Origin of the sequence: Streptomyces graminofaciens (genome assembly GCF_030294945.1) — a bacterium.
GTDB lineage: Bacteria > Actinomycetota > Actinomycetes > Streptomycetales > Streptomycetaceae > Streptomyces > Streptomyces graminofaciens.
Window position 1 is genome coordinate 6,140,174 of the sequence record NZ_AP018448.1, and the last position, 24,148, is coordinate 6,164,321.

21 protein-coding genes are annotated in these 24,148 nt (G+C 71.0%); 15 read left to right on the top strand and 6 right to left on the bottom strand.

The window, feature by feature from the left end:
* Positions 1-226 precede the first annotated feature (226 nt).
* Positions 227-874: a hypothetical protein gene (locus tag SGFS_RS26325; protein ID WP_286253941.1), complete on the top strand. Its 648-nt coding sequence runs from the start codon at positions 227-229 to the stop codon at positions 872-874.
* A gap of 88 nt (positions 875-962) precedes the next feature.
* Here SGFS_RS26325 and SGFS_RS26330 read toward each other — a convergent pair whose 3' ends face one another.
* Positions 963-1,364, bottom strand: a complete 402-nt coding sequence (locus SGFS_RS26330; protein WP_286253942.1) for a hypothetical protein — start codon at positions 1,362-1,364, stop codon at positions 963-965.
* A 205-nt stretch (positions 1,365-1,569) separates the two neighbouring features.
* Between SGFS_RS26330 and SGFS_RS26335 the strand changes: the two genes are divergently transcribed.
* The gene (locus SGFS_RS26335; protein ID WP_286253944.1) at positions 1,570-2,460 is read left to right on the top strand and encodes an amidohydrolase family protein; all 891 of its coding nucleotides are present in this window, start codon (positions 1,570-1,572) and stop codon (positions 2,458-2,460) included.
* A gap of 26 nt (positions 2,461-2,486) precedes the next feature.
* Here the strand turns inward: SGFS_RS26335 and SGFS_RS26340 are convergent, their stop codons facing one another.
* The gene (locus SGFS_RS26340; RefSeq protein ID WP_286253945.1) at positions 2,487-3,401 is read right to left on the bottom strand and encodes a TIGR03619 family F420-dependent LLM class oxidoreductase; all 915 of its coding nucleotides are present in this window, start codon (positions 3,399-3,401) and stop codon (positions 2,487-2,489) included.
* A gap of 174 nt (positions 3,402-3,575) precedes the next feature.
* Here SGFS_RS26340 and SGFS_RS26345 point away from each other — a divergent pair, with 174 nt between their 5' ends.
* Positions 3,576-5,822 carry a serine/threonine-protein kinase gene (locus tag SGFS_RS26345; protein WP_286253946.1) on the top strand — a complete coding sequence of 749 codons (2,247 nt, stop codon included), beginning with the start codon at positions 3,576-3,578 and terminating at the stop codon, positions 5,820-5,822.
* 7 nt (positions 5,823-5,829) lie between these two features.
* Here the strand turns inward: SGFS_RS26345 and SGFS_RS26350 are convergent, their stop codons facing one another.
* Entirely contained in the window at positions 5,830-7,083 is a 1,254-nt protein-coding gene (locus tag SGFS_RS26350) for an amidohydrolase family protein (RefSeq protein WP_286253947.1), read from the bottom strand.
* Between the two features lie 226 nt (positions 7,084-7,309).
* Between SGFS_RS26350 and SGFS_RS26355 the strand changes: the two genes are divergently transcribed.
* From SGFS_RS26355 to SGFS_RS26365, 3 genes are all read left to right on the top strand, one after another.
* Positions 7,310-10,318, top strand: coding sequence for an AfsR/SARP family transcriptional regulator (locus SGFS_RS26355; RefSeq protein WP_434028074.1), 3,009 nt, complete (start codon positions 7,310-7,312; stop codon positions 10,316-10,318).
* Between the two features lie 191 nt (positions 10,319-10,509).
* Positions 10,510-10,743 (top strand): hypothetical protein, encoded by a 234-nt coding sequence (locus SGFS_RS26360; protein ID WP_286253949.1) that lies wholly within the window; start codon positions 10,510-10,512, stop codon positions 10,741-10,743.
* 99 nt (positions 10,744-10,842) lie between these two features.
* Positions 10,843-11,220 carry a hypothetical protein gene (locus SGFS_RS26365; protein ID WP_286253950.1) on the top strand — a complete coding sequence of 126 codons (378 nt, stop codon included), beginning with the start codon at positions 10,843-10,845 and terminating at the stop codon, positions 11,218-11,220.
* Here SGFS_RS26365 and SGFS_RS26370 read toward each other — a convergent pair.
* Complete coding sequence (locus SGFS_RS26370; protein ID WP_286260071.1) at positions 11,201-12,853, bottom strand: fatty acid--CoA ligase family protein; 1,653 nt, start codon at positions 12,851-12,853, stop codon at positions 11,201-11,203. The two genes, SGFS_RS26365 and SGFS_RS26370, sit on opposite strands and share 20 nt — an antisense overlap.
* 125 nt (positions 12,854-12,978) lie before the next feature.
* On the opposite strand from SGFS_RS26370, the gene SGFS_RS26375 reads away from it, so the two are divergent.
* Genes SGFS_RS26375 through SGFS_RS26385 form a run of 3 tightly spaced genes read left to right on the top strand, consistent with a single transcriptional unit; the run spans position 12,979 to position 15,325 of the window.
* A complete protein-coding gene (locus SGFS_RS26375) occupies positions 12,979-14,127 on the top strand; it encodes a lipid-transfer protein (protein WP_286253952.1) in 1,149 nt (382 codons plus the stop codon).
* A gap of 14 nt (positions 14,128-14,141) precedes the next feature.
* Entirely contained in the window at positions 14,142-14,558 is a 417-nt protein-coding gene (locus SGFS_RS26380) for a Zn-ribbon domain-containing OB-fold protein (RefSeq protein ID WP_286253953.1), read from the top strand.
* Complete coding sequence (locus tag SGFS_RS26385; protein ID WP_286253955.1) at positions 14,555-15,325, top strand: enoyl-CoA hydratase/isomerase family protein; 771 nt, start codon at positions 14,555-14,557, stop codon at positions 15,323-15,325. The genes SGFS_RS26380 and SGFS_RS26385 overlap by 4 nt, the downstream gene beginning before the upstream one ends.
* A 22-nt stretch (positions 15,326-15,347) precedes the next feature.
* Here the strand turns inward: SGFS_RS26385 and SGFS_RS26390 are convergent, their stop codons facing one another.
* Positions 15,348-15,914, bottom strand: a complete 567-nt coding sequence (locus tag SGFS_RS26390) for a hypothetical protein (protein ID WP_286253956.1) — start codon at positions 15,912-15,914, stop codon at positions 15,348-15,350.
* A gap of 159 nt (positions 15,915-16,073) precedes the next feature.
* Positions 16,074-16,655: a hypothetical protein gene (locus tag SGFS_RS26395; RefSeq protein WP_350284014.1), complete on the bottom strand. Its 582-nt coding sequence runs from the start codon at positions 16,653-16,655 to the stop codon at positions 16,074-16,076.
* A 327-nt stretch (positions 16,656-16,982) separates the two neighbouring features.
* Between SGFS_RS26395 and iolC the strand changes: the two genes are divergently transcribed.
* From iolC to SGFS_RS26425, 6 genes are read left to right on the top strand one after another with little or no spacing between them, the layout of a single operon-like run.
* Positions 16,983-17,975 carry a 5-dehydro-2-deoxygluconokinase gene (iolC, locus tag SGFS_RS26400; protein WP_286253957.1) on the top strand — a complete coding sequence of 331 codons (993 nt, stop codon included), beginning with the start codon at positions 16,983-16,985 and terminating at the stop codon, positions 17,973-17,975.
* Positions 17,976-17,979: 4 nt separating this feature from the next.
* Positions 17,980-18,852, top strand: a complete 873-nt coding sequence (locus SGFS_RS26405) for a Cgl0159 family (beta/alpha)8-fold protein (protein WP_286253958.1) — start codon at positions 17,980-17,982, stop codon at positions 18,850-18,852.
* Positions 18,849-19,745, top strand: coding sequence for a 5-deoxy-glucuronate isomerase (gene iolB, locus SGFS_RS26410; protein ID WP_286253959.1), 897 nt, complete (start codon positions 18,849-18,851; stop codon positions 19,743-19,745). Before SGFS_RS26405 ends, iolB begins: the two co-directional genes overlap by 4 nt.
* Positions 19,742-21,625: a 3D-(3,5/4)-trihydroxycyclohexane-1,2-dione acylhydrolase (decyclizing) gene (gene iolD, locus SGFS_RS26415; protein ID WP_286253960.1), complete on the top strand. Its 1,884-nt coding sequence runs from the start codon at positions 19,742-19,744 to the stop codon at positions 21,623-21,625. Before iolB ends, iolD begins: the two co-directional genes overlap by 4 nt.
* A 12-nt stretch (positions 21,626-21,637) precedes the next feature.
* Positions 21,638-23,128 carry a CoA-acylating methylmalonate-semialdehyde dehydrogenase gene (locus SGFS_RS26420; RefSeq protein ID WP_286253961.1) on the top strand — a complete coding sequence of 497 codons (1,491 nt, stop codon included), beginning with the start codon at positions 21,638-21,640 and terminating at the stop codon, positions 23,126-23,128.
* A gap of 47 nt (positions 23,129-23,175) precedes the next feature.
* Entirely contained in the window at positions 23,176-24,141 is a 966-nt protein-coding gene (locus SGFS_RS26425; protein WP_286253962.1) for a TIM barrel protein, read from the top strand.
* Positions 24,142-24,148 lie beyond the last annotated feature (7 nt).

Below are 24,148 nucleotides of genomic sequence, written 5' to 3' on the forward strand. Positions count from 1 at the left end.
CGTAAGTTGTTCGAAGTTTCAAGGAGGAAGTGTCTGGCTGTCTGACAGGCTGCCTCTGACCTGCGGTGATGACGTGAACGCGTTCGGTGGCGATCGGCAGGGGTGGCAGCCGGCGCCCAACTCCCCTGCCCCCAGGGCTCGGTGACTATCATCGACCCCTCATGATCACTACGACACGGGGGTGCGAACGATCGTGTGGGGCCGTCGAGAAATACGTTCGAGGGGCGTGGCCGGCCTGCTCGGAATCGTCGTGGCGTGCGGGCTGACAGCGGGGTGCGGCGCGGAGGACACGACCGGACCGGCGGCCACCGCGGACGGAGAATCCTCGCGCACGCCGACCGCCACGAAACCGGATCCCCAGGCGGCGATCCTGTATCCGGAACTCCTGGAGGCTGCGCTCCCCAGGGGCGTCAACACGCCGACGGACATCACCAGCCAACGCACGGTGAAGGCCTGGGACATGACCGACCCGTCCGTCTGCCAGTCCCACCAGTGGCCCGACGACTGGTGCGCCAAGGCGATCGCGGTGGGCTTGGGCGGCTACACGAACATGAACGACCAGGAAGTGGTCGTCAAACTGATCTCCTTCGACGAACAGGCCACCGCGGCCGCCTTGTTCAAAGGCGAGGGAACGCCGGACGAGGTGGGCGAGAACCCTCCGGGCGACCAGATCGACGGCTTCGAACTGGAGTCGTCCGGGGGCTGGTCCGGTAGCGGCATCAACGTCCGGCAAGGGGCCGTCATCGCGAAGATCGAGTACACCTGGGCCGAGGGCGGCGAGGTGCCCGGCCAACTGATGGACTTCACGAAGATGGTCGTCGAGCGAGTGCGGCAGGCCCAGCGCGGGGAGAATCCGACGTGGTCACTGAGGTGATCGGCGGTGGCCGAGGTTGACGACGAACACGGCCCTGCCCCCGGCACGGGAAAGCAGGGCCGTGTGAGTGTCAGGCCGCGACGGAGTGTCAGGCGGTGACGTCGATGTACCGCGGGGGGCCGTAGCTGGAGCCCGACACCGGCGTGACGTACATGCGGACGGTCCGGCCCTCGGTGAGGTTGCCGCCCTTCCAGGGGGTGCAGTAGCCGGCCAGGTGGCCGCGGGTGTCGACGACACGGTCCATGACCAGGTCGCCGTTGTAGTCGAGGGCGACCTCGATGGCCCAGTCGTCCGACTTGGTGTCGCAGGCGCGGATGGAGTCACCGGGGATCGAGCCGTCCGGGTCCGAGTTGAAGGTTCCGGTCCCGGCGCCGTTCACAGCGGAGATCTTCACCTGTCCCGCCCAGGCCTGGCCCTGCATACCGACGACCAGACCGACCACGCACGCGCCCGTCGCCGCCGCCCGCATCCACGTTCTCCGAGACTTCACGCTGTCTCCTCCCCGTCGCCCCGGCACAGCCTGAGCGCATAAAACGGATAACTGTTCGAGGAAGAGGGTCTCATGCGACGATCAGTTTTGACGGGGATTTTGCACACTCGCCGGATCCGGAGGATCAAGCGCTTGTTTCCGGCAGCGCGTCTGCGTGACAGTGAGGGCAGTCGTGCGCGCGTCGGCGTCGAGAGGAAGCGGTCCCTTGGGTGAAGTCGGCGCTGTGGGCGAGGTCGAGGCCGTCGAGAGGTTCCGGCGGCGGATCGGGGTGCCCGGGCTCGTCGACGTACACACGCACTTCATGCCGGAGCGGGTCCTGCGCAAGGTCTGGGAGTACTTCGACGCGGTCGGCCCCCTGACCGGCTTCGCGTGGGACATCACCTATCGGCACGAGGAAGCCGAACGGGTCGCGATTCTGAGGCAGTTCGGGGTGCGCGCCTTCACCTCGATGCTCTATCCCCACAAGGCCGGGATGGCGCCTTGGCTGAACGAATGGGCCGCCGGCTTCGCGGCACGCACGCCCGACTGTCTGCACACGGCCACCCTCTACCCCGAGGAGGGCGTGGCGGAGTACGTGCGCACGGCGGTCGAGGCGGGGGCGCGGGTCTTCAAGTCCCATGTGCAGGTGGGGGCGTACGACCCGACCGACGAACTGCTCGATCCCGTGTGGGGGCTGCTGGCCGAGGCGGGCGTCCCCGTGGTCATGCACTGCGGCTCGGGTCCCGCGCCCGGCAAACACACCGGGCCGGAGCCGGTGCGGCGGATCCTCGCCCGGCATCCGCGCCTGCCCCTGATCGTGGCGCACATGGGGATGCCGGAGTACACCGACTTCCTTGATCTGGCCGAGCGGTACGACGAGGTGCGGCTGGACACGACCATGACGTTCACGGATTTCAGCGAGCGCATCGCCCCCTTCCCGGCGTCCGAACTCGGCCGGCTCGCGGACCTGGGCGACCGGATCCTGCTCGGCTCCGACTTCCCCAACATCCCCTATCCGTACGTCCATCAGCTCGAAGCCCTTGAACGGCTCGGCCTGGGCGAGGCGTGGTTGCGCGGGGTCTGCTACGAGAACGGGGCGCGGCTCTTCGGGCTGTAGGCAAACGCGACCTGCTCGGCCGCCCCCTACAGCAACGGGCCCACCGCCGTCCCGAACTCCCCCATCTGGTCCGTGAGTTCGGTCCGGCTCCGGCTGCGGAAGCGGACCTGAATCTGGTCCACGCCCATCGCGCGGTACGCCCGCAGCGACTCGGCGAGGATCTCCGGGGGGCCCGTAAGCGTCCGGCGGCCGACGTCCCAGCCCGGCTCGCCGACGTACAGCGGCTCGGTGATCGCGCCCACGGTGAACGGGCCGGTGGCGCCCGCCTCCGCTCGCAGTCCCCGTACCCGGGCGATCTGGCCCGGCAGCCGGTCGCGCGGGTCGCCCTGTGGCAGCCAGCCGTCACCGCGTACGGCGGCCCGGCGTACGGCGGCCGGGGAGGAGCCGCCGACCCACAGGGGCACCCGCGGCTGGGCGGGCCTCGGTCGCTGGCCCAGCCCCTCGAAGTCGTACGACTTCCCGTGGTGGGAAGGGAATTCGTCCGGCCCCAGGGCGGCCCGCAGCGCGTCCACGCACTCGTCCAGCACGGCCCCGCGCCGCTCGAAGTCGACGCCGAGCGCCTCGAACTCCTCCGGTACGTGCCCGGCGCCCACGCCGAGGATCAGCCGTCCGCCGGAGAGGTGGTCGAGGGTCGCGTACTGCTTGGCGGTCAGCAGGGGATGGCGCAGGCCCACGACCGCGACATGGCTGAGCAGCCGTACGCGCTCGGTGGCCGCGGCCAGGAAGGCCAGCGTGGCGACCGGGTCGTACCAGGTGGTACCCATCGCGGCGGCGAGCCGGCGCGGGATGGCCACGTGGTCGCAGGTCGCGATGTACGCGAAGCCGGAGCGGTCGGCGGCCCTGGCCACCTCGACGAGGTCGTCCGGTCCGGCGTCGGCCTCCCAGGCTTCGACGTAGAGGGTGCTCTGGGACTGGACGGGCAACTGGATGCCGTACTCCACGACGACGACTCCCTCACCTGTGACGGGTGGTGCGACAGGGCGGCCCCGTCGTATCTGACGGATCGTCACATGTTCGCCTCGATGGGAACGGCTGACAAGACTTACGCCCCCGGAGCCGCGCTCCGGCTAATCTTCAGTCTTCGGTCGACGAACTGGCATTCGGAGGGGTGTGCGGTGAACTTGGCCGCCGAGGATCCATCCGTCATCGGCGACTACACCCTGCTCGACCGGCTCGGCTCCGGCGGGATGGGTGTCGTCTACGCGGCACGGTCGTCGTCGGGACGGCGGGTCGCCCTGAAGCTCGTGCACGAGCGGTTCGCGGCGGACCCCGAGTTCCGGGTGCGGTTCCGGCGGGAGGTCGAGGCCGCGCGCCGGGTCAGCGGGGTGTTCACGGCGGCCGTCGTGGACGCGGATCCGGACGCGCCCCGGCCGTGGATGGCGACCGCGTTCGTCGCCGGTGACACGCTCGGCGACCGGGTGCGGCGTCAGGGCCCCCTGCGCGGAGCCGAGCTGCGGCGGCTCGCGATCGGTCTCGGTGACGCGCTGCGCGACATCCACCGGGCCGGGGTGGTCCACCGCGACCTCAAGCCCGCCAACATCGTGCTCTCGGACGACGGGCCCCGGGTGATCGACTTCGGGATCTCCCGGGCCTCCGACCACCAGGCACTCACCACGACCGGCCGGGTGATGGGCACACCGCCGTTCATGTCGCCCGAGCAGTTCAGCACTCCGAAGGACGTGGGACCGGCGTCGGACGTCTTCTCGCTGGCGTCGGTCCTGGTGTTCGCGGCCACCGGGCGGGAGCCGTTCACCGCCGAGAGCCCGTACATGACCGCGTACCGCGTGGTGCACGACATGCCGGACCTGACCGGCGTACCCGCGGCGCTGCGCGAGGTGGTGAGCCGTTGCCTGGGCAAGGAGCCGAAGGAACGGCCTTCGGTCGAGACCCTGCTCGCCGGGCTGCGAGCGCTGCCCGACGACGACGCGGTGCCGGACGACGACACAATGCCGGGCGACGACACAATGCCGGGCGAGAGGCTCGGCGGGCCCGGCTCCGGCCCCATCGACCCGGCAGCCGCCGACGAGACCAGCCGCCCCTACGCCCCCACACAGCACGCCCCCACCCAGCCGGACGGCCCACACACCACGCTCCGGACCCTGCTCACAGGACCCCGGAACCCGAACAGGACGAGGACGAGGGTCGCGCTCGCCGTCGTCCTGGCGCTGCTCTCGGGTGGCGGGACGTGGGCGGTCGTCGAGGCCCGGCACGGGGGCGGCGGCGGCCGTGCCGCGGCGGAGCTGGGCGGAAAGCTCCCCGAGGGGTGGCAGGGGCCGTGGCGCACCGGCGTACTCCCGGCGTCCTGGAACGCGTCCTCGGGCACGCCTGCCTGCCAGCGCTCGGGGGCCTCCCTGTTCTGCGATTCGGACGACACTCGGCTCGTGCGCATCCGGATATCGGACGGCTCCGTCGCCTGGGCGCACGGACAGGCCGAGGAGGAGGACTGGTACGGCCTGCTGGGTGTCGGCGGCGGCATGGTGCTGGAACAGCGTCAGAACCCCTCCGCCGAGAACGACCCCGGAAAGATCAGGGGTGTGGCGGCGGCCACCGGCCGCGTGGTCTGGTCCGTCACCGGCTACGCGGGGACCACGGCGGTCGGCGACGGCGTCCTGCTCGCCGACCTCGACGGCCGCGACGGCCTGCGCGCGTTCGACGTCCGCGACGGCGACGAACGCTGGACGTTCCGCCCCCCGCGGGCCGCAGCGGACAGCGCGGCGGCCACCTGCGAACCGGCCGCGGTCGGCGGCCACTTGTACGCCGCGTGCGGCGCCGAGACCGCCCGGCCGAAGCTGTACGCGCTCACCTCGAACGGCGGCGTGCGGTGGTCCCACGAGACGAACGGCAGCGCGGTCCTCACTCCTGTGGGCGGGAGCGGTACGACCGTCGTCCTCTCCCAGGACCTCTTCTCCAGCGACGGCACCACGATGCGCTACATCGCCGTCGACGGCTCGGGCCACAGGTTGAAGGGGTTTGAGCTGACCGAACCGGACACGGCCATGGTCACCGTCGGCCAGGGCGCCGTGTACGTGGTCCGCGAGAACGGCGAGGCCGCGGCATACCGGCTCACCGACGGGAAGCGACTGTGGACCGTACGGCTCGGGCAGGACGGACTCTCGGCCTTCACCGTCAAGGGCAACCTGCTGCTGTCCGCCACGTCGAGCGGGCGCACCCTGGCCGTCGACCGGCGCACCGGCACCCTCCTGTGGAGCACGGAGCGCCTGGCCGACGAGAACAACGGCGACCAGGAGGAGTACGGGCGCCGCGTCTGGGTCTACGGCCGTACGGTGCTGGTCGCCGCGGCCGGCCCCGTCGTGACCGCGTTCGACGGGGCCGCCCCCGAGAAACTGCCGAAGGCCCCCTAAGGGAAGCTCACCGCGCGGACGGCTCCCACAGTCCCTCCTCCGTCAACCCCAGCAACCCGATCGCGTTGCGCCGTACGATCCGGTCCACCACGTCCGCGTCCAGGTGCCCCATCTGCGCCTCCCCCACCTGCCGTGACTCGGGCCAGGTCGAGTCGGAGTGGGGATAGTCGGTCTCGTACAACACGTTCCCCACCCCTATGGCGTCCAGGTTGCGGAGCCCGAACGCGTCGTCGAAGAAGCAGCCGTAGACGTGGTCGGCGAACAGTTCCGACGGTGGGCGGTGGACCTTGTCCGCGACGCCGCCCCAGCCGCGGTTCTCCTCCCAGACCACGTCGGCGCGTTCCAGGATGTAGGGGATCCAGCCGATCTGGCCCTCCGCGTACATCACCTTGAGGTTGGGGAAGCGTTCGAACTTGCCGCTCATCAGCCAGTCGACCATCGAGAAGCAGCAGTTGGCGAAGGTGATGGTCGAGCCGACGGCGGGCGGCGCGTCGGCCGAGGTCGACGGCATGCGGCTCGACGAGCCGATGTGCATCGCGACGACCGTGCCGGTCTCGTCGCAGGCCGCGAGGAACGGGTCCCAGTCGTCCGTGTGGACGGACGGCAGGCCCAGGTGCGGGGGGATCTCGGAGAAGGCGACCGCCCGTACTCCGCGCGCCGCGTTGCGGCGGACCTCGGCGGCGGCGAGTTCGGCGTCCCAGAGGGGGATGAGGGTGAGCGGGATCAGCCGCCCGCGCGCGGCCGGGCCGCACCACTCCTCCACCATCCAGTCGTTGTACGCCCGTACGCCCAGCAGACCCAGCTCGTGGTCGTCGGCCTCGGTGAACGTCTGGCCGCAGAAGCGTGGGAAGGTCGGGAAGCAGAGGGCGGACTGGACGTGGTTGACGTCCATGTCGGCGAGCCGGGCGGGCACGTCGTAGGAGCCGGGGCGCATCTGCTCGTAGGTGATGACCTCCAGCTTGATCTCGTCCCTGCTGTATCCGACGGCGGTGTCGAGGCGGGTGAGCGGGCGGTGCAGGTCCTCGTAGACCCACCAGTCGCCGATCGGGCCGTCGTCGCCGGGGCTGCCCATGACGGGCTTGAAGCGGCCGCCGAGGAAGGTCATCTCCTTCAGCGGTGCGCGGACTATCCGGGGGCCGATGTCCCGGTACTTCTTCGGGAGCCGGTCCTGCCAGACGTTCGGGGGCTCAACCGTGTGGTCGTCGACGGAGATGATCTTCGGGAAGGGTGCGGGGCTCTCCTGGGTCTCCATGGTCTCCATGTCCGTCACGGTAGCGCTCATCTGACGACCCGTCAGCTACCAGTCCGGACCCGTCGGTCACAGGGTCTGTTGCGAAGATGAGGAGTACGACGGAGAGAGTCTGTGTGGACGTCGTGATGGCGCGTGATGTCACTGCGACAACGTGTGATCGCCGTCTCGCACGGCTGACGTATCTGCCATGAACAAGGCAAACTGGTTCAGCTGACGGGGAGGCTTGGGGGCGACGATGGGGGGTGGACCGCGAGTGCCGGAGGAGGGTGAGCAGCGCGTGCCGGAACAGCGGAGTCCCGCGGACGCTCGGGTTCCGGACGCCGGGGCCGGTGCCGGTGCCGCCATGCTCCGCTTCAGCGTGCTCGGTCCGGTGCGCGCCTGGCGTGGCGCCGAGCCCCTGTCCACCGGGTCGCCGCAGCAACGCGCCCTGCTGGCCGCGCTGTTGCTCCGCGAGGGCCGTACGGCGACCGCGAGCGAGCTGATCGACGCGCTGTGGGGCGACGATCCGCCCTCGCAGGCGCTGGCCGCCGTACGGACGTACGCCTCGCGGCTGCGCAAGGTGCTCTCCGCCGATGTGCTGGTGAGCGAGTCCGGCGGTTACGCGATCCGGGCGCTGCCGGGGGGCGCGCTGGATCTCGCCGTGGCGCAGGAGCTCGCGGCGGACGCCGAGAAGGCCAAGAGTTCCGGGGATCTTTGCCATGCCCGCCAGCTGCTGAACAAGGCGCTGGGGCTGTGGGACGGGGAGGTGCTGGCGAGCGTTCCGGGGCCGTACGCGGAGACGCAGCGGGCCCGGCTCGACGAGTGGCGGCTGCAACTCGTCGAGACGCGGCTGGACATGGACCTGGAGCAGGGCTGCCACGCGGAGGCGGTGTCGGAGCTGACGGCTCTCACGGCCGCGCACCCGCTCCGGGAGCGCCTGCGCGAGCTGCTGATGCTCGCGCTGTACCGCAGTGGGCGGCAGGCCGAGGCCCTCGCCGTGTACGCCGACACCCGCCGCCTCCTCGCCGACGAGCTGGGGGTCGACCCGAGGCCGGGCCTGAGCGATCTCCAGCAGCGGATCCTCCAGGCCGACCCGGGCCTCGCCGAGCCCTCCGCGCCCCTCACCCCCGAACCGGCCGCCGGACCGGTCCGGCCCGCCCAACTTCCCGCCACCGTGCCGGACTTCACCGGCCGGTCCGCCTTCGTCGCCGAGCTGAGCGAGGTGCTGGCGGCGGCGTCCGGGGCCGAGGGCCAGGTCATGGCCGTATCGGCGCTGGCGGGCATAGGCGGGGTCGGCAAGACGACCCTCGCCGTGCACGTGGCGCATCAGGCGCGGGCGGCCTTCCCCGACGGGCAGCTGTACGTCGACCTCCAGGGCGCGGGCGCGCGGGCCGCCGAGCCGGAGACGGTCCTCGGCGCGTTCCTGCGGGCGCTCGGCACCCCCGACTCCAAGATCCCGGACTCGCTGGAGGAGCGGGCGGCACTGTACCGCTCGGTGCTCGACGGGCGCCGGGTGCTGGTGCTGCTGGACAACGCGCGGGACGCGGCCCAGGTACGGCCCCTGCTGCCCGGCACGGCGGGCTGCGCGGCGCTGGTGACGGCCCGGGTGCGGATGGTGGACCTGGCGGGGGCGCATCTGGTCGACCTGGACGTGATGTCGCCGGACGAGGCCATCCAGCTGTTCACGAAGATCGTCGGCCGGGAGCGCGTCGCCTCCGAGCGCAAGGCCGCCCTCGACGTGGTCGCGGCCTGCGGTTTCCTGCCGCTGGCGATCCGGATCGCGGCCTCCCGGCTCGCCTCCCGTCGTACCTGGACGGTGTCGGTGCTGGCCGCGAAGCTCGCCGACGAGCGGCGGCGGCTGGACGAGTTGCAGGCCGGGGACCTGGCCGTGAAGGCGACCTTCGAACTGGGCTACGGCCAGCTGGAGCCCTCGCAGGCCCGCGCGTTCCGCCTCCTCGGCCTGGCCGACGGCCCGGACATCTCCCTGGCAGCCGCGGCCGCCGTACTGGACCTCACCCTCGACGACACCGAGGACATCCTCGAATCCCTCGTCGACACCTCGCTCCTCGAATCCGCCGCCCCCGGCCGCTACCGCTTCCACGACCTCGTCCGCCTCTACGCGCGTGCCTGCGCCGAACGTGACGAACAGCCGCCGAGCGAGCGGGAGTCGGCGATGTCGCGGCTGCTGGACTTCTATCTGGCCACGGCGGCCGGCGTCTACGCGATCGAACGCCCCGGCGACCGCCTCGTGAACCACCTGGAGCCGACGGAGTACAAAGGGCTCCGGTTCACGGAGGGCGCGGCGGCGCTGGACTGGCTGTACACGGAGGCGGCCCCGCTGCTCGCCTGCGTCCAGCAGGCCGCGGGCACGGGGCGCCTCCGGGGCGCGGTGGACCTGCTGTGGGCCGCGAACGACCTCACCGAGTCGGGCGCCAACTCCCACCAGTACGAGACGACCGCGCGCGCCATGTGCGACGCGACACGGGAGGCCGGGGACACCCGCGCGGAGGGCCGGGCCCGAACGACTCTCACCAACGTCCTGCTGGACAACGGACGCATCCAGCAGGCGGAGGAGCAGGCGCGGATCGCCCTGGAACTCGCCTCCGCCGCACGGGACGACACCGCCGTCAGCTGGGCCGCCAACGAACGGGGGCTCATCTGTCTGCACCAGGGCCTGTACACGGAGAGCAAGCCCTTCTTCGAGCTGGCCATCGAGCGGCTGCGGGCCGTCGGCAACCGGCCCTTCGAGGCGACCTGCCTGGGCAACCTCTCCCGGGCGCACCTGGGCATGGGCAACGTCGAGGAGGCCGTCGAGTTCGCCCAGCGGGGCCTCGCGCTGCACATCGACATCGGCCGGACACTGCGGCTCGGCAACAGCCACTACGCCGTGGGCATCACCCTGACCCGGGCCGGGCGGCACGACGAGGCGCTCGTACAGTTCACCGAGGCCCTGGGTATCCTCAGCGAGCACCGGCAACGGCTCTGGGAGGGCACGACCAACTTCCGTATGGCCGAGGTGCACCTGGCGGCCCGCCGCCCCGCGTACGCCGCCCGGCACGCCGAACAGGCCCTCGCGCTGGGCTGCATCGGCGGCGACCGGATGCGGGGCAACGTGCTGACGCTGCTAGGGCGTTCGCTGCTGGCCATGGGGCAGGTGGACCGGGCCAGGGCCTGCTGGCAGGAGGCGCTCAGCCTCTACGAGCAGAGCGACGCCCCGGAGGCGGACGCGGTACGCGCGCTGCTGAGCCCCGCTCAGGCGGCATGAGCGACACGTTCAGCATTCGTTTATCTCGAACCTGCACTCTCGTACGTGTCACACCGTCGCGTCGGGGGGCAGGCGGGGTGACCAGGGGCCCGACCGGTTAGGGTGCGGCTCCGGACGCCCGTCCAGCAGCCTCGGGGGAGCCACTGGACGGGCGTTTCCTCACTCGTCCCCATGAGCGAAAGAGTCGAACGATGAGCGAGCAGAAGAACACCACGGGGGCACCGCCGGCGCACGACACGTCCGCGGAGAAGCCCATCACCATGGCGGACCGCCCGATGCCCACACCGCCGGCGCCGGACCCGGAGATGGTCACCATGGCGGACCGCCCGATGCCCGCCCCGCCGGCGCCGGACCCGGACGAGATCACCACGATGGCGGACCGCCCGATGCCCGCCCCGCCCGCCCTGGGCCTGGACAACAAGTAGGTCGACAGACCACATCCCGGACGGGGGTCGGCCGCGGTGGCACGGAGGGGGAGCCACCGCGGCCGAGGTGTGTCCCGGGAATGCCGCAGAAGGGTCAGGATGATCGCAGAGCACATCGAGCCGGGTGAGCCTCTCACCCCACGGCCCGAGCGGACACCCGCCGCCCTGCGCATGGCTCTGGCTCAGGTGGCTCCGCACCGGCTGGCCGAGATGGAGCGGCAGAAGGACGAGGCCATCACGCTCGCGGCACGCGCCCGCAGCCTCGGCCCCATCACCCAGTTCCTCGAAACGTGGGCTGTGGCGATCGAGATCGCGAGGATTCCCTGCTCCGCCGCCCGACTGCGCGCGGCGGAGTACACGGCGCGGACCGTCGACCACGACCATCCGGCCTGGCGTGGAGCCATGGACGAGATCCGCGATCTGCACACCACCGCCCGGGAGTCGCTCACTTCTCAGGTCACCGCCCCGCCGGGCTGACGCCCCGCCGCAGTTCCCCCTTCACCACCTTCCCGCTCGCGTTCCGCGGCAGCTCCCCCACGAACTCCACCGCCCTCGGCACCTTGTAGTTCGCCATCTCCCGTCGGGCCCAGGCGATCAGGTCGTCGGCGGTCAGGGTCGCGTCGGGGCGGCGTACGACGTACGCCTTGCCGACCTCGCCGAGGCGGGCGTCCGGGACGCCGATGACCGCGACGTCCGCGACCTCGGGGTGGAGGCCGATGAGTTGCTCGATCTCGGCGGGGTAGGCGTTGAAGCCGCCGACGATGAAGAGGTCCTTGATGCGGTCGGTGATGCGGAGGTTGCCGTCGGCGTCCAGTACGCCGACGTCGCCCGTGCGCAGCCAGCCGTCCTCCGTCACCGTCCGCGCGGTCGCGTCGGGGTCCTCGAAGTAGCCGGGCATGACGTTGAAGCCATGGACCCACACCTCCCCCTGCACTCCGGCGGGCAGCGGCGTGCCCGAGGGGCTCACCACCTCGACCTCCGTACCGGGGATCGCGCGTCCGGACGTCGACGCGATCACCGACGGTTCGTCGCCGCGCCGGCACATCGTGACGATGCCGCTGGCCTCGGACAGGCCGTACGCCGTCAGGACGGTGGCCACCCGCAGCTCCGCCCGCAGGCGCTCCACCAGCTGGAGGGGGACGACCGCCGCGCCCGTCACCACCAGGCGCAGGGTGGAGAGGTCGTAGTCGTCGCGCGCCGGGTGGTCCAGGAGCGACTGGTGGAGCGTGGGCGGGCCGGGGAGTACCGAGATCCGCTCCGCGGCCACGTTCGCCAGGGCCGTCGCCACGTTGAACACCGGCTGCGGGATGATCGTCGCCCCGCGCATCAGACAGGCGATCACGCCCGCCTTGTAGCCGAAGGTGTGGAAGAAGGGGTTGACGACGAGGTAGCGGTCGCCCTGCCTGAGGCCCGCCAGGTCGCTCCACACCTCGTACGCGCGGAGTGTCTGCGCGTGGGTGATCACCGCGCCCTTGGGGCGGCCGGTGGTCCCCGAGGTGAAGATGATGTCCGAGGGGGAGTCGCCGGTCAGCGCGGCCGAGCGTGCCCGCACCTCCCCCGCCGCCACCCCGTCGCCGCTCGCCAGGAAGTCCTTCCAGGTGCGGAAGTCGGCGGGGGCGTCGTCGGAGAGCACGACCACCTGCTCCAGGTGCGGCAGCCCGGGCAGCGGACCCGTCGCGACCGGGCCGCCCGCCGCCGGATGGCGCAGGCGTCCGCCGTCCGCCCCCGCCGCCCGCCGCAGCGACGCCACGTACGACGTCCCCAGGAACGTGCCGGTGACGAAGAGCAGCCGCGCCCGGCTGCGCGCCAGTACGTCCGCCGCCTCGGCGCCCTTGAAGCGGGTGTTGAGCGGCACCAGCACCGCCCCGGCCGTCACCGCGCCCAGCGCCGAGACGATCCACTCCAGCGAGTTCGGCGCCCAGACGCCGACCCGGTCGCCCACCCGGACGCCGTTCGCCACACAGGCCGCCGCCGCCCGCTCCACGCGGGCGCCCAGCTCCGCGTACGACACCCGCGTACGGCCGTCCACCACCGCCTCGACGTCGGCGTACCGCTCGGCCGCCGAGCGGACCAGCCCGGGGACGGTCCCCCACGCCACGTCACCGCGCACATCGAAGTCACCGCGCACAGCAGCCCTCCGTACCGAGAACCAGTAGCTGACTACCCGTCAGATTAGCTGTACCCTGACGGACTGTCAGCAGCCCGCAAGCCCCCCACCGTGCGGAGGTGTGCCCCATGGCCGTGCTCAAGGACGCGACCGCGATCGTCGGCATCGGGCAGACCCCCTTCGCCAAGCGACTCCCGCAATCGGAGCGGGCGTTGGCGTGCCGGGCGATCCTCGCCGCGCTGGACGACGCCGGGATCGCGCCGGGCGAGGTCGACGCGCTGGCCTCGTACACGATGGAGGAGACCGACGAGGTCGAGGTCGCCAAGGCGCTCGGCCTCGGCGACCTCACCTTCTTCAGCAAGGTCGGCTACGGCGGCGGCGGTTCCTGCGCCACGGTCGCGCATCTCGCCGCCGCGATCGCCTCCGGCCAGGCCACGGTCGGCGTCGCCTGGCGGTCCCGCAAACGCGGCTCGGGCCCCCGCCCGTGGAAGAACACCACGGCACAACTCCCCACCCCCGCGCAGTGGACCCGCCCCTTCGGCCTGCTCCGCCCCGCCGACGAGATAGCCATGCTCACCCGCCGCTATCTCCACGAGTACGGCGCCACCCGCGACCACCTCTTCAACGTCGCCCTCGCCTGCCGCAACCGCGCCAACCAGAACCCGGCGGCGATCATGTACGACCGCCCGCTGACCCGCGAGATGTACATGACGTCGCGCTGGATCAGCGAGCCCCTCTGCCTCTTCGACAACTGCCTGGAGACGGACGGCGCGCTGGCCTGCGTCCTGGTGTCGGCGGAACGCGCCCGGGACTGCCGCCGACCGCCCGTCTACGTCCACTCCGCCGCCCAGGGCCTGCCCGCCCAGCACCACGGCATGGTCAACTACTGGAACGACGACCCGCTGACGGGCCCCGCCTGGACCGCCGCCCGCCACCTCTGGAAGCACGCGGACGTGACCCCCGACGACATCGACGTCGCCCAGATCTACGACGCGTTCACCCCCCTCATCCCGCTCTCCCTGGAGGGCTACGGCTTCTGCGGCCGTGGCGAGGGCGGCTCGTTCACGGAGGGCGGCGCCCTGGAGATCGGTGGCCGCCTGCCCCTCAACACCTCCGGGGGCGGCCTCAGCGAGGCGTACGTGCACGGCTTCAACCTGATCACCGAGGGCGTGCGGCAGCTGCGGGGGACGAGTACGGCGCAGGTGCCGGGAGCGGCGACATGCCTGGTCACGGCAGGCGAAGGCGTACCGACATCGGCCCTGCTGCTGCGGAACTGAGGAGTTGAGCAAGGATGCTGACCCCTGTCGCGGACGACGACGGCGCCCCCTTCTGGGAGTACGCCGCCCGAGGCGAACTGCGCGTCCAGGCGTGCGCCGACTGCGGCGAACTCCGCTTCCCGCCCCGCCCCTGCTGCCCGCACTGCCAGTCCTTCGGCAGCGAATGGCGCGAGCTGAGCGGCCGGGGCCGGGTGTGGTCGTACGTCGTCCCGCACCCGCCCCTCCTGCCCGACTACGCCGAGCAGGCCCCGTACAACGTGATCCTCGTCGAACTGGCCGAGGCACCGCGCATACGGCTGGTCGGCAACCTGGTGAGCGAGGCGGGCGCCCGCCTGGACTCGGTCCCGCCCGAGCGGATCCGGATCGGGGCGAGGGTGCGGGCGGTGTTCACGCCCGAGGGTCTGCCGCAGTGGGTGCTGGAGCGCCCATGAGCCTGCGCACGGTGACGGACAAGGACACGGGCGTCGCGGTGATCACGCTGGACCGCCCGTCGAAACTGAACGCGATAGACGTGGAGACGGCGGGGCAACTGTCCTCTCTGTGGCGGGAGTTGAGGTTCGACGACACCGTACGGGCGGTCGTGCTGACGGGCGCCGGCGGGCGGGCGTTCTGCACGGGACTGGACCGCGACGCGCACGTCCCCCAGCCGAACTCCCCGTACGCGATCGACGACCCCCTCCTGAGGATCGGCCCGAAGTCGAACGACCTGTGGAAGCCGGTGATCGCCGCCGTGAACGGCATGGCGTGCGGCGGAGCCTTCTACCTGCTGGGCGAGTCGGAGTTCGTCGTCGCCGACTCCTCCGCCACGTTCTTCGACCCGCACACCACCTACGGGATGGTCAGCGCCTTCGAGTCGGTGCTGATGGCCCAGCGGATGCCGTCCGGAGAGGCGACACGGATGGCGCTGATGGGCACCGCCGAGCGGATGTCGGCGGGGCGGGCGTACGAGGTGGGGCTGGTGTCGGAGGTGACGGCCCCCGGAGAGGCGGTGCCCGCCGCCGTACGCTGCGCCGAGGTGATCGCCGCGTGCCCGCCGGAGGCCGTCCAGGGCACGGTCCGCGCCTGCTGGGCGGCCCAGGAGGCGGCACGCACGCACGCCCTCGCGTACGCGCCGCACCTGGTGTCGCTGGGCAACCTGCCGGACGAACGCCAGGCGGAGCTGTTCACGGGCAGGAGGCCGGGGTTCCGGACGCGTTAGGGCCTGTCCGGCGGATCAGCCCCTAGTCCATGGGCATGAGGTTGATGTTGTCCAACTTGCAGCTGCCGCTCTGCGTCGTGAAGCCGTCGTCGCCGGCCGGGTTCTCGGGCGCGCCGATGTCGACGGTGTCGGAGGCACCGGGGGCGACGGACGCGATGCCGCTGTTCTCGGCGGTGTAGAACTCCTTGCCGTCGGCGTCCTTGAAGTCGACCTCGAAGACGTAGCTGTACGTCGTGGTCGCGCTGCTGTTGGTGGCGCGGACGTGGGCGACGAGGCCGCTCGACCCGTACTCGCAGGACTCGATCTTCAGGTCCTTGGCGGCGCGCTTGGAGCTGGACGAGCCGCTGGAGGAGCCGGTCGTGCCGGTGGTGGTGGTGGTGGTAGTGGTGGTGCCGCCGTCCGACCCGGAGCCGGAGCCGGTGTCGTCCTTGCCGACGTCGGAGCCGCCGCCGCTGCTGCTCGAACTGGAGGAGCTGGACGAGCTGGACGAGGAGGAGCCACAGCTGCCGCCGTGGGAGCCGCGGGCTCCGGTGAGGGCGACGACGGCGATCCCGAAGACGGCGACGGCCCGGACATGGCGAGACTTCACGTGTGTTCAACCCCCGTTGAAGAGTGCCGAGTTCACATCACGACCGCAAACACTGCGGCGGAGACTGGCAGGTGCACGACACCCTAACAGCGTTCGCGCAAGCCACGAACTCCATCGACCCGGCTCGACTCGGCTCGGCTCGGCTCGGCTCGGCTCAGCTCAGCTCTGCGGGGCGTTCTCCTCGACCTCGCAGTGGTCGATCAGCTTCAGCCGACGCAGGTCGTCGACCTCGATCTTCGCGGTCACCTTGTCCTTCGCGGGCACCTCGATGCTGTCGACCTTGCCCATGGACTTCGTACCGCCCGCCTCCTCGAACAAGACGGCGACGTCGAAGGAGGCGTCGACGGCGTTGGGGTTCCGCACCTCGACGGTCGCGTACGGGGCCTTGACGGTGGCACAGCTGATCAGCTTGACGTGGGCGTCCTGTAGGGCGTCGGCGGTGGGTTCGCCGTAGGAGTCGCTGTCGTCGTAGGAGTCGTTGCCGTCGTACGAGTCGTCGTCATCGTCGTCGCTCTTGCCCAGCCCGGAGGTGGTGCCCCCAGACGACGAGGAGGACGAATCATGATCCTGAGAGGAGGAGCTGCACCCGCCCCCACCACTCCCGTCACCGCTACCACCACTGCTGCCGCTACTGCTCGTACCGCCATGCCCCTTGCCGGACGAGAACCCCGTCAGGGCGAGCACGACCACCGCTATGACCGACGCGAACTTCAGTCCACGCCCCCGTGTTTGCATGCGCATGCCCACACCTTAGCCACCACCGGCATCCGTGGCAGCGGAGAGCAGGACGTCGTACCCGAGCCGTTCGACCTCGGGAGCCGGGCGGCGTTGTCGGGCCGGTAGCCGATCTCGTCGGCGCCACGCAGGACGCGGCCGACGCATCCACCAGCGCACCCACCCTTCGGCGCGCCGAACCCCACGCCTGTCACAAATCTCCCGGCACAAGCTATTGACATGACATTTGGACAGGGCTCATCGTACTCATCTAGCGCGCGCTAGTAGCGCGCGCCAGGAAAAGTCATCCTCCGATGAAGTGCCCGGTGTCCCCGGAGCGAAGGGAATCCCCCAATGCCGTTCGATGTGCTGACCATGGGCCGTGTGGGGGTGGATGTGTATCCGCTCCAGACGGGCGTGGGGCTGGCTGAGGTCACTTCGTTCGGCAAGTACCTCGGTGGCTCCCCGACCAACGTGGCCGTGGCCGCCGCCCGGTACGGCCGTTCCGCCTCGGTGATCACCAAGACGGGCCGGGACCCGTTCGGGGAGTTCGTCCGCACGGCCCTGGAGGGCTACGGGGTAGACAGTGGCTTCGTCGGTACGTCGGGTATCGCGCCGACGCCGGTGACGTTCTGCGAGATCTTCCCGCCGGACGACTTCCCGCTGTACTTCTACCGGCTGCCGAAGGCTCCTGACCTGGACATCCGTCCCGAGGAGCTGGACCTGGGAGCGGTGCGGGACGCGCGGATCTTCTGGTTCACCGGCACCGGGCTGTGTGAGGAGCCGAGCCGCTCGGCGACGCTGGCCGCCCTGGCGCACCGGGCCAAGGCGGGCACGACGGTCTTCGACCTGGACTGGCGGCCGATGTTCTGGGCGGACCCGTCCGGGGCGCGGGCGTACTACGCCGAGGCTCTGCGTCATACGACCGTGGCCGTCGGGAACCTCGACGAGTGCGAGGTGGCGACCGGTGAGCGGGAGCCGTACGCCGCCGCGAAGTCGCTGATCGCCGCCGGGGTCGAGCTGGCCGTGGTGAAGCAGGGCCCCAAGGGCGTGCTCGCCATGGACCGGGACGGTTCGACGGCCGAGATTCCGCCGGTTCCGGTGGACGTCGTCAACGGTCTCGGCGCGGGTGACGCCTTCGGCGGCGCGCTGTGCCACGGGCTGCTCTCCGGCTGGGACACGCGTCGCACGGTGTCCTTCGCCAACGCCGCCGGCGCGATCGTCGCCGGCCGTCTGTCCTGCTCCGACGCCATGCCGACCGGGGCCGAGGTCGAGGCCAAGCTCCGCGAGGCGTCCCTCGCCTCCACTTCCACCTCCACCTCCACCTCCACCGAACGAAAGGCGTGAGGACGTGCTGTCCGACAACGTGAGCCGGATCGTGGACGCCCGGGTCAACGATCCCGGTGCCATCGCGGCGGCCGCCGCACGCCGTATCAAGGCCACCTCGCTGACCGGTGAGCACGGCAAGGCGATGATCATCGCCGCCGACCATCCCGCGCGCGGCGCCAACGGCGTGGGCGGCGACCCGACCGCCATGGCCGACCGCGCCCGGCTGCTGGACCGGCTGTGCGTCGCGCTGGAGCGGCCGGGTGTGACGGGGGTGCTGGCCACCGCCGACATCCTGGAGGACCTGCTGCTGCTCGGGGTCCTGGACGGCAAGTCCGTGTTCGGGTCGATGAACCGGGCCGGGCTCGCGGGTTCGGTGTTCGAGATCGACGACCGGTTCACCGGCTACGACGCCGAGACGATCGCCGCGATGGGCTTCGACGGCGGCAAGATGCTCACCCGGATCGCCCTCGACGACCCCGCCACCCCCTCCATCCTGGAGAACACCGCGCACGCGGTCGATGAACTGAACGACCGTCACCTGATGGCCATGGTGGAGCCGTTCATTTCCACCTGGCAGGACGGGAAGATCCGCAACGATCTGTCGACGGACGCCGTCGTCAAGTCGATCACCATCGCCTCGGGGCTGGGCCGGCGTACCGCCTACACCTGGCTGAAGCTGCCGGTCGTGGCGGACATGGAGCGCGTGCTCGCCTCTTCCACGCTGCCCGCGCTGCTGCTGGGCGGCGAGGTCAAGGACGCCGACGCCGCCTTCGCCTCCTGGGGCAAGGCGCTCAAGCAGCCCACCGCGCAGGGTCTGGTCGTGGGCCGCTCCCTGCTCTACCCCGCGAGCGGCGATGTCGCCGGTGCCGTGGACCGGGCGGTGAGCCTGCTGTGAGCGGCACGAGCAAGTACCACCTGCCGAAGGGGACGTCGGCCGAAGGGCCGTACGACGTCCTGGTCACGCCCGAGTCGGCGGGCTGGGGATACTCCGGCCTCAGGATCCTGACCCTGAGGCCGGGTGAGGCGCACGCCCTGTCCACCGGGGATTCCGAGTTCCTGGTCCTGCCGCTGACGGGCTCCTGCACCGTCACCACGGACGGCAAGTCCTTCGAACTCGCCGGCCGGACAGGCGTGTTCGCCTCCGCCACCGACTTCGCCTACCTCCCCCGCGAGTCGGAGGCCCTGATCAGCAGCGCGACCGGAGGACGGTTCGCGCTGCCCGCAGCCCGTACCGGGCTGAGCTCACTCTCCGCCCGGTACGGTCCCAAAGCAGGCGTGCCCGTCGAGCTGCGCGGTGCCGGGGCCTGCTCACGTCAGGTCAACAACTACTGCCTGCCGGGCACGTTCGACGCCGAGCAGCTGCTGGTGTGCGAGGTCCTCACACCCGGTGGCAACTGGTCCTCGTACCCGCCGCACAAGCACGACGAGGTACGCACGGACGAGGCGGGCAACCCGGTCGAGTCGGAGCTGGAGGAGATCTACTACTTCGAGGTCTCCGGCGACGGGAACGGCTTCGGCTACCAACGCGTCTACGGCACCCCCGAGCGGCCGATCGATGTCCTCGCCGAGATCCGTACCGGTGACACCGTCCTCATCCCGCACGGCTGGCACGGCCCGTCGATCGCCGCGCCCGGCTACGACCTGTACTACCTCAACGTCATGGCCGGTCCCGGGCAGGACCGCGCCTGGCTGATCTGCGACGACCCCGCCCACGGCTGGGTCCGTGACACCTGGGCCGCGCAGGACGTCGACGACCGGCTTCCCTTCGAAGGGCCCACCGAGCAATGAACACCATCCGACTCACCACCGCCCAGGCCCTCGTGCGCTTCCTGGCCAACCAGTACAGCGAGCGCGACGGCCAGGAACAGCGGCTGATCCCCGGTGTGTGGGGCATCTTCGGCCACGGCAACGTCGCCGGCATCGGCCAGGCGTTGCTGCAGGCCGCCACGACGGGCGAGGCCGACCTGCCTTACTACCTGGCCCGCAACGAGCAGGGCATGGTCCACGCGTCGGTGGCCTACGCCAAGATGCGCGACCGGCTGGCCGCCTTCGCCTGCACCGCCTCCACCGGCCCCGGCTCCACGAACATGATCACGGGTGCGGCGCTCGCCACCACCAACCGGCTGCCCGTGCTCCTGCTGCCCAGCGACATGTTCGCCACGCGTGCCGCCGACCCCGTCCTCCAGCAGCTGGAGGACACCCGCGGCGGGGACGTCACCGTCAACGACGCTTTCCGTGCCGTGTCGAAGTACTTCGACCGCATCCAGCGTCCCGAGCAGCTCATCCCGGCCGCGCTGGCCGCGATGCGGGTGCTGACCGACCCGGTCGAGACCGGTGCCGTCACCCTCGCCCTCCCCCAGGACGTACAGGCCGAGGCGTACGACTGGCCGGTCTCCTTCTTCCGGCGCCGGGTGTGGCATGTGGGCCGCCCGGTACCGGAGCAGGCCGCCGTCGAACGGGCCGCACGGCTGCTGCGCGGCGCCCGCAAGCCCCTCATCGTGGCCGGTGGCGGAGTCGTGTACTCCGGTGCCGAGACCCAGCTGCGGGCCTTCGCCGAAGCCACCGGCATCCCCGTAGCCGACACCCACGCCGGCAAGGGCGCCGTCCCCTGGGACCACCCCTACGCCGTCGGCGGCATCGGCTCGACCGGGTCGTACGCGGCGAACGAGCTGGCTCGCGAGGCCGATGTGGTCCTGGGCATCGGCACCCGGTACTCGGATTTCACCACCGCCAGCCACACCGTCTTCGCCAACCCCGACGTCACCTTCGTCAACCTCAACGTGGCCCGTCTCGACGCGGTGAAGCACTCGGCGGAGCCCGTGGTGGCCGACGCCCGCCTCGGTATCCAGGCCCTCGCCGGGGCGCTGACGGACTGGGAGGTCGACCCCGCCTACCGCCGCCGCACCCGTGAACTGATCGCCCGCATGCGGGAGATCGAGGAGGAGTGCTTCGCGCCCGACCGCAGCACCGGCGACCTCCCCGCCCAGACCCAGATCCTGGGCGCCCTCAACGACGTGCTCGGCGACCGTGACGTGGTCATCAACGCGGCAGGCTCCATGCCCGGCGACCTGCAACAGCTGTGGCGGGCGAGGGACCCGAAGGCCTACCACGTCGAGTACGCCTACTCCTGCATGGGCTACGAGGTCGCCGCCGGCGTCGGCGCCAAGATGGCCGACCCCTCCCGCGAGGTCGTCGTCCTGGTCGGCGACGGCTCCTATCTGATGATGGCCCAGGAGATCGTCACCATGGTCTCCGAGGGCCTGAAGGTCATCATCGTCCTCGTCCAGAACCACGGCTTCGCCTCCATCGGCGCCCTGTCGGAGTCCCTGGGTTCACAGCGCTTCGGCACCAAATACCGCTTCCGCAAGGACGATTCCGGTCTCCTCGACGGCGGCATCCTGCCCGTCGACCTCGCCGCCAACGCCTCCTCGCTCGGCGCCGACGTCCTGCACGCCACCACCGTCGAGGAGTTCCGCACCGCGATGGAAAAGGCCAAGGCCGCCGCCTGGACCACCGTCGTGCATGTCGAGACCGACCTGTACGGCCCGAACCCGCCCGGCCACGGCTGGTGGGACGTGCCCGTCAGCGAGACCTCCGCCCTCGACAGCACCCGCACCGCCTACGAGACCTATGCCGCCCACAAGACCGACCAGCGGCACTACCTGTAAGGACACCCTCACGTGACAACCATCCAGCACTGGATCAACGGTTCACCGGCGCCCGGTCCGGACACCGCCCCGGTGTTCAACCCCGCGACCGGCAAGGAACAGGCCCGAGTCGTCCTCGGCGGAGCCGAAGCCGTGGACACGGCGGTCGCGGCCGCCGCCAAGGCCTTCGAGACCTGGTCGGAGTCGTCCCTCTCCCAGCGCACCCAGGTGATGTTCGCCTTCCGCCAGCTCCTCGTCGAGCACGAGGAGGAACTCGGGCGGATCATCTCGGCCGAGCACGGCAAGACCGTCGACGACGCACGCGGCGAGATCACCCGCGGCCGGGAGGTCGTCGAGTACGCCTGCGGCCTCGGCGACGTACTGAAGGGCTCCTTCTCCGACCAGGTCTCACGCGGCGTGGACGTGCACAACTTCCGCCAGCCCCTCGGCGTCGTCGCCGGCATCACCCCCTTCAACTTCCCCGCCATGGTGCCCCTGTGGATGCACCCCATCGCCATCGCCACCGGCAACACCTTCATCCTCAAGCCCAGCGAACGCGACCCCTCAGCCGCCAACTTCGTCGCCGACCTCTACCAGAAGGCCGGCCTGCCCGACGGCGTCTTCAACGTCGTCCACGGCGGCAAGGACGCCGTCGACGCGATCCTCACCCACCCGCGCATCGAGGCCGTCTCCTTCGTCGGCTCCACCCCCATCGCCCGCTACGTCCACCAGCAGGCCACCACCCACGGCAAGCGCGTCCAGGCCCTCGGCGGCGCCAAGAACCACGCCGTCGTCCTGCCCGACGCCGACCTCGAATTCGCCGCCAACCACATCACCGCCGGCGCCTACGGCTCCGCCGGCGAACGCTGCATGGCCGTCTCCGTCGCCGTCGCCGTCGGCGACGCCGCCGACACCCTGGTCGAGGTGCTGGAGCGCAAGGCCCGCGAAGTCAAGGTCGGCCCCGGCGACGCACCCGGCACCGAAATGGGCCCCCTGGTCACCAAGGCCGCCCAGGAACGCGTCGAGAACGCGGTCGGCGGCGCCGCCACCCAGGGCGCCACCGTCGTCGTCGACGGACGCGGGCTCAAGATCGACGGCCACGAGGACGGCTTCTTCACCGGCCCCTCCCTCCTCGACCACGTCACCACCGACATGGACACCTACAAGGAAGAACTGTTCGGCCCCGTCCTCGCCGTCGTCCGCGTAGACACCCTCGACGAAGCGATCGACCTGATCAACGCCAACCCGTACGGCAACGGCACCGCCCTGTTCACCGCCTCCGGCGAAGCAGCCCGCCGGTTCCAGCGGGGCGTCAAGGTCGGCATGATCGGCGTCAACGTCCCCGTGCCCGTGCCGATGTCGTACTACTCCTTCGGCGGCTGGAAGGACTCCCTCATCGGCGACTCCCCCATCCACGGCCCCGAAGGCATCCGCTTCTACACCCGGCCCAAGGTCGTCACCACACGCTGGCCGCAGCCCGCACAGCAGGTCAAGGCCGGGTTCGACTTCCCGACCTCCAACTGATCCGAGCGGCATTCCCCCACTGCCCGATCATTCGAAGGACATACGCCATGGCAACGACGCCATCCCTCCGCACCGCCGTGGGCAACCTGTGCCTCGGCTCCGCGCCCGACTCCTGGGGTGTGTGGTTCCCGGAGGACGAGCACCAGGTCTCGCCCACCCGCTTCCTCGACGAGCTGGCCGCGGCGGGCTACAAGTGGCTGGAGCTTGGCCCGTACGGTTACCTCCCCACCGACCCGCGGCAGCTGAAGGAGGAACTCGACACCCGTGGGCTCCAGGTCTCCGGCGGCACCGCGTTCGGCGCGCTGCACCGGCCGGAGGCGTGGGACGAGATGCTCGCCCACGTACGGCAGGTCGCCACACTGACAGCGGCCGCAGGCGCCCACCACCTGGTCCTCATCCCGCCGATGTACCGGGACGAGAAGACCGGCGCCTTCACCGAGTCACCGGAGCTGACCGCCGAGCAGTGGGCGGGCTTCGGCAAGGCCGCCGACCGGCTCGGCAGGCTGCTGCTCGACGAGTACGACGTACGGCTCGTCATCCACCCGCACGCCGACAGCCACATCCAGACCCAGCCCGAGATCGAGCGGCTGCTCAACGAGTCCGACTCCCGCTGGACCAACCTGTGCCTGGACACCGGGCACGTGGCCTACGGCGGCGGCGACAACCTCGACCTGATCCGCCGCTTCGGCGAACGCGTCGGCTACGTCCACATCAAGCAGATGGACCCCGAGATCCTCGCCCAGGTCGCCGACGAGAACCTCTCCTTCGGCGAGGCCGTCAAGCGCGGGGTGTGCGTGACGCCGCCCGCCGGGGTGCCCAGCCCCGCCGACGTGGTCGCCGAACTGAGCAAGCTCGACGCCGAGTTGTTCGTGATCGTCGAGCAGGACCTGTACCCGTGCGCGCCCGAGGTACCGCTGCCCATCGCCATACGTACCCGGGAGCACCTGGCCGAGAGCGGGTTGACGGGTACCCGGCGTCCGGCAACACCTCTCCTGCCCTCCTCCCTCGATTAGGACTCGA

Coding starts and splice junctions, on each gene's coding strand:
- SGFS_RS26355 (WP_434028074.1), top strand. CDS start 7,310: ATGGGGGGTGGACCGCGAGTGCCGGAGGAGGGTGAGCAGCGCGTGCCG.
- iolD (WP_286253960.1), top strand. CDS start 19,742: ATGAACACCATCCGACTCACCACCGCCCAGGCCCTCGTGCGCTTCCTG.
- SGFS_RS26365 (WP_286253950.1), top strand. CDS start 10,843: ATGATCGCAGAGCACATCGAGCCGGGTGAGCCTCTCACCCCACGGCCC.
- SGFS_RS26425 (WP_286253962.1), top strand. CDS start 23,176: ATGGCAACGACGCCATCCCTCCGCACCGCCGTGGGCAACCTGTGCCTC.
- SGFS_RS26385 (WP_286253955.1), top strand. CDS start 14,555: ATGAGCCTGCGCACGGTGACGGACAAGGACACGGGCGTCGCGGTGATC.
- SGFS_RS26380 (WP_286253953.1), top strand. CDS start 14,142: ATGCTGACCCCTGTCGCGGACGACGACGGCGCCCCCTTCTGGGAGTAC.
- SGFS_RS26375 (WP_286253952.1), top strand. CDS start 12,979: ATGGCCGTGCTCAAGGACGCGACCGCGATCGTCGGCATCGGGCAGACC.
- SGFS_RS26350 (WP_286253947.1), bottom strand. CDS start 7,083: ATGGAGACCATGGAGACCCAGGAGAGCCCCGCACCCTTCCCGAAGATC.
- iolC (WP_286253957.1), top strand. CDS start 16,983: ATGCCGTTCGATGTGCTGACCATGGGCCGTGTGGGGGTGGATGTGTAT.
- SGFS_RS26395 (WP_350284014.1), bottom strand. CDS start 16,655: ATGCGCATGCAAACACGGGGGCGTGGACTGAAGTTCGCGTCGGTCATA.
- SGFS_RS26360 (WP_286253949.1), top strand. CDS start 10,510: ATGAGCGAGCAGAAGAACACCACGGGGGCACCGCCGGCGCACGACACG.